This window comes from Luteibacter rhizovicinus, assembly GCF_004342265.1.
Lineage (GTDB): Bacteria > Pseudomonadota > Gammaproteobacteria > Xanthomonadales > Rhodanobacteraceae > Luteibacter > Luteibacter rhizovicinus_B.
Map to the genome: position 1 here is coordinate 1 of NZ_SMCS01000017.1, position 4,811 is coordinate 4,811.

The window sequence follows — 4,811 nt, forward strand, 5'->3', positions numbered from 1 at the left end:
GCGCGCAGGAAGACCGGGTGAACGCGACCACCGGGCGGATCCGCTTCTTCCCCGACGGCAGCTCGACCGGCGGGCGGGTGACGCTGGGACGGGGCACACGCGAGTGGCACGTCAATGTCGGGTGGCTGACCGGGGCCGTTAGTGTCGTCGTGACGGACGGACGGTCGTGACGCCGTCGCGTGGTTTTAGCTTGCTGGAAGTGATCGCGGCATTGCTGTTGCTGGCGATCGCATTCGGCGCGGTGATGCAGGTGGCGGGCGCTTCGATGCATCTGACGTCGCGATCCACGACGTTGAGTCGCTCGACGATGTGGGCGGATACGAAGATGGAATCCGTCGGCTACGTTGCGCCGCTGGTTGCGGGGACGAGCGAGGGGCGCTTCGACGATACGTATCGCTGGAGCATGACCATTGCGCCGGTCGTCGACGGTACGCAGGCGCGCTCGGAACTGCATCTGTATCGCCTGGAACTCGACGTGCTCTGGCGCGAAGGCGTGACGGATCGCAAGGCGCATTTCACGACGTTGCGCGTTCAGGACGAACCGCATGCGCGATCGATGGAGCCATCGTCGTGACGCGCGCCGGCGGATTCAGCTTGCTGGAAGTGCTGGCGGCGCTCGCCCTGTTGGCGTTGCTGCTGCTTGGCGTGTATTCCGGCGTGCGCTCAGCGACGTTCAGCGTATCCCGTGGATCGGCTGCCATCGAGCGGCTTGACGAGATTCGCGGTGCACGCGAATTTCTGCGACGCGAGTTGGCCGAGGCGACGGCGCTGCCGTGGAAAGTCGATGGCAGAGGCAACCCGGTCGTCTTCGACGGAGACGACAAGGGATTCCGTTTCGTCGCACCGCTTCCCGGCTATCTCGGCAAACTCGGGCCGCAGGTGCAGACCGTACGGATCGTCGACGAAGCCGACGGCACGCACAGTCTGAAAGTCGCATTCTCCGCGCTGCCGTTGAGCGCCGGTTCCATCGCCGATGCGCCGCCGGAAGTCCTGATCGCGCGCATACGTTCCGTTCGTTTCCGCTACGCCTTGAGCAGCGGCTGGGTAGATCGCCGGACCGGTGCCGCCGAACTGCCCAAGGCGGTGAGCATCGAAATCGTGCCGGACGAAGGCGTGGCGGCATGGCCGTTGCTCGTCGTCGCGACGCGCGAGGGAGACACGGCGATCAATGCCCGCGGCATTGGACGCAGCCTGCTACCGGCGCGCACGCCATGAATACGGTGAGAGAGCGCGGTGTCGCACTGCTGGTCGTGCTGTGGGCATGTACGCTGCTGGCCATTCTGGTGGGCGGTTATGCGTCGTTGTCGCGCATCGAAGGCGAGCAGACGCGTTACCAGACAGCACAACTACGTGCGCGCTATGCGGCGGAAGCCGGCGTCATGCGCGCGATCCACGATGTCTATGCGCGCAGACAGGAATGGCCCGAAGGGACGGAAACCGTCGAAACGCCGGGCAGATGGATAGGCGATGGACGTCCTTTCGAATTCGCGCTCGATCGCGCGAAGGTGACGGTGACGGTCAACGACGAGGCGGGGAAGGTCGATCTCAACTCGGCGGACGAGTCCGTGCTGAGGGCGTTGTTCATTGCCGCTGGTGTGACACAGGATCGCGCGACTGCGATCGCGGCCCGTGTCGTCGAGTGGCGTACGACGAGCGCCGTCGACGACGCCGTCGCACGTCGGCGGTATGCGGACGCCGGACTGACTTACGGCCCTCGCCGGGCGCAGTTTCCCTCGCTGGACGAACTCCAGGCCGTGCTGGGTATGGACGCGGCGGTATACGCCCGTGTCGAACCTGCGATCACATTGTGGTCGCAGCGGACCAGTCCCGAGGCCGAATTCGCCCCGGTGCTCGCACTCGCATCCCTGCCGGGGATGGATATGGCCAAGGCGACGCAATATGCCGCCACGCGCGACGCGACACCGCCCGGATCGCCGTTGCCTCCGTTTCCGGGCGGTGTGGCGGTGGGCGGCACCAATGGCGCGAACGCGGTCACGATCGTATCGGAAGGGCGCGATGAGGGCGGTATCCGTGCAACGGTTCTCGTGACGGTGCGCTTCGACCAGATAAACGCTGTGCGCGATCCCCGCATGTCGCTTTACACGATTCTTCGCTGGCACAACGGCGCGCGATCGTGATGCATATCGCATCGCACCGATCCGTCATATACGACGCGTGTTCGTCTCGCGTCGTCCTGTCATCTGTCGATGCTAACAGTGCGGGTTCGCCAACCAAGGGACTGCGCGTCGCATGAATTTGCAGGTGTCTTCCGTCGTGTTGCTCCGCCTGCATCGCGCCATGGACGCATTCCTTGGCTGGTGGCTCGGCGAGCTGCGTACCTTCGTGCCGCGCCGTTGGCGCGCGTCGCTGTTTCCAGTGCGGACATGGACGACGATCGAGCGCGTGGCGAATGGCTGGTCTGTCGGCAGTACGGAGCGTGAAGAGGGGACGTTCGTCGGCGACGAAGCCGTTGCGTCGAAGCAATATGTTTTTTCCCGCGACCCCGAAACATGGGTTGTGTTGTTGCTTCCGTCGTCCGTCGTGTTGCGACGTCGTCTGGTACTTCCGCTTGCGGCGCGCGACAGCTTGCACCGCGTCGCTGCCTACGAACTGGACAGGCACACCCCATTCCGGGCCGATCAGGTGCGCTACGACGTACGCGCGCTGCGCGAGCCGGCACCGGAGGGACGGTTCGTCGCGGAGTTGCTGGTGGTTCCCCTCGCGACGATCGATGAGGTGCTTCGCCAGTCTGGCGAAGCCGGTATCGCGCTGGATGCGATGTGCGGCACGAAGCCAGATATCGCTACCGGCCTGAATCTGTTGCCGCCGTCCGGGAGACGTGTTCGCAGGAAGGGGCGCGGACGATTGAACTTCGCGCTCGCGGGTGTCGCTACCGTCCTCGCTTTCGCGGCGATGGTCGGCTACGTGCACAATCGCGATGACGCACTGATTCGCATGCGTGCCGAAGTGGCAGCGTTGCGCGTCGAGACGAAGAGCGTCGAGGCCTTGCGCAAGCAATTGAACGATGGTGCGGGTGCCGATGGCTTTTTCGCCGCGCGCAAGAGTGCCTCGGCGCCGGTGCTCGCCGTGCTCGCCGAGCTGACGCAACGCCTGCCCGACGATACGTCGGTCGAACGCGTGACGATCGCCGCCGACGGCACCGTGGGCTGGCAGGGGCAGAGTCCGCAGGCGGCGCGACTGGTCGATGCGCTCAAGGGCGCGGACACGCTTGGCGAGCCAAGTTTTCAGGGCAGCATTCAGACCGATCCCACCACGAGCAAAGAGCGCTTCTATATGGTCGCGCACGTGCGCAAGGCAAAGGAGGCCGGGCATGCGCCTGCGTCCCGCTGATTCCCGTATGGGCGCGATGGCCGTGTCGATCGCGCTGCTGGCATCGATCTACGTGCTTCTTATTCATATCCCGTTCGTCGCCCCATTGACGCGTATCGCGGACGATATGGACGCCCTGCGCGACGATCGGGCGCGCTATGCGCATGTCGTCGCTTCGCGCCCGCTACTGCAAAAACAGCTTCAGGCACAGGCGGCGCACGACTCGGCCAGCGGCGCGTTCCTCGCGCAGGACGATACGAATGCCGCCGCCGCCGATCTCATGCAGCGGATGGTCGACCTGGTCGGCAATCAGGCGAAGAGCGGTCCGTGCGAAGTCGTGCAGAAGATGCCCGTACCTGTGCAGGCGAAGCCGGGCGAGCCTTACCGGAAGGTGGTCGTGAACATGACCCTGCGCTGTTTCATCGAGCCGCTGACGGCGGTATTGCACGGCATCGCCACGTCGCGTCCCTCGTTGTTCGTCGAGGACTTCAATGTGGGGCGCACGCCCATGGCGAAGCCCGCCGATGTGGATGCGCCGCTGGACGTGCAGTTCAGCGTCGCCGGTTACCTTCGTCCGGCGCCCGCGCCCGCGCCGGCGCCCGCGCACGAAGCGGTGCGGCGATGAATACAGGCGGCCTTCGGCGTTCGACGGTCGTGCTCGGATGCGTTTGCCTGCTGTGTGCAACGGCGGTTGCGACGGTATTCGCTGGTGCCGGACGTCGTTTGCACTGGGACGCCGCCGATGCGTCGCCTGTCGCCACGATAGCGGCTTCCGTGCGTCCGGCGGAAACGAAGGAGTCGCCGCTGGAAGCGTACGCCGCTATCTGGCGCCATCCGCTATTTACGCAGGATCGTTCGCCGATGCGCGCCGCCGTCAGTGACGCGCCGGATGGATCGATCGGCAATCTCGAACTCACCGGCGTTATCGTCACGCCCGGTTTGCGCATGGCATTGCTGCGCGATAAAGACGGAAAAAACCAGGTTCGTCTGCGCGAAGGCGCTGCGTTGCCGGGCGATCGCTGGACGCTGCGCGAAGTGGCATCGCGTGGCGTAACGATCGAACGCGATGGCGAACGTCGACGTCTGACCATGAAAACGGCGGCGCCAGTCAGGATGGCGAATGCGCCCGCCGCCGTTCCGCCAAACACGCCAGTACGGGCTGCGCTTCCGCAGCCCGCCACCACGGCTGTGCCACCGACCGACCCAGGAGTGCGTTGATCCATGTCCAGGTTTCCGCTGATCGGCGCGACGACGCTTCTTGTCGTCCTGACCGGATGCTCGACCCTGCCGCAACCACGTGACGATGGTTCCTTGCAGCGCGAAGCGATCGCCGGGACGGAGCAGCCGGTGCCGCCGTCGCTGGCGGTGGGCCCGGTCAATCCGCCACGTAACGGCGGGGTGGCGGTGGCGCCGGAGATCGTCACCGGCAGCGGCCAGTTCGTCCGCCCGCAGGGGCTGGCCAAGCCGAAGCCGGTGGTGGC

The 4,811-nt window shown here is 65.6% G+C and carries 7 protein-coding genes and 1 pseudogene; all 8 read left to right on the top strand.

What is annotated here, in order from left to right; genetic code table 11:
• Positions 1-170 (top strand): GspH/FimT family pseudopilin (locus tag EC912_RS19715; RefSeq protein WP_243649358.1); only part of this gene is annotated, 170 nt, incomplete at its 5' end.
• Positions 167-574, top strand: coding sequence for a prepilin-type N-terminal cleavage/methylation domain-containing protein (locus EC912_RS19215; RefSeq protein ID WP_132147705.1), 408 nt, complete (start codon positions 167-169; stop codon positions 572-574). The genes EC912_RS19715 and EC912_RS19215, both read left to right, overlap by 4 nt.
• A complete protein-coding gene (locus EC912_RS19220) occupies positions 571-1,215 on the top strand; it encodes a prepilin-type N-terminal cleavage/methylation domain-containing protein (RefSeq protein ID WP_165973669.1) in 645 nt (214 codons plus the stop codon). Before EC912_RS19215 ends, EC912_RS19220 begins: the two co-directional genes overlap by 4 nt.
• Positions 1,212-2,138, top strand: coding sequence for a general secretion pathway protein GspK (locus EC912_RS19225; RefSeq protein WP_165973670.1), 927 nt, complete (start codon positions 1,212-1,214; stop codon positions 2,136-2,138). Before EC912_RS19220 ends, EC912_RS19225 begins: the two co-directional genes overlap by 4 nt.
• Positions 2,139-2,250: 112 nt before the next feature.
• A complete protein-coding gene (locus EC912_RS19480) occupies positions 2,251-3,351 on the top strand; it encodes a PilN domain-containing protein (protein WP_165973671.1) in 1,101 nt (366 codons plus the stop codon).
• A complete protein-coding gene (gene gspM / locus EC912_RS19230) occupies positions 3,332-3,955 on the top strand; it encodes a type II secretion system protein GspM (RefSeq protein WP_165973672.1) in 624 nt (207 codons plus the stop codon). Before EC912_RS19480 ends, gspM begins: the two co-directional genes overlap by 20 nt.
• Positions 3,952-4,548 carry a type II secretion system protein N gene (locus tag EC912_RS19235; protein ID WP_132147717.1) on the top strand — a complete coding sequence of 199 codons (597 nt, stop codon included), beginning with the start codon at positions 3,952-3,954 and terminating at the stop codon, positions 4,546-4,548. Before gspM ends, EC912_RS19235 begins: the two co-directional genes overlap by 4 nt.
• 3 nt (positions 4,549-4,551) lie before the next feature.
• Positions 4,552-4,811, top strand: a pseudogene (locus tag EC912_RS19240) (hypothetical protein); the annotation flags it as partial.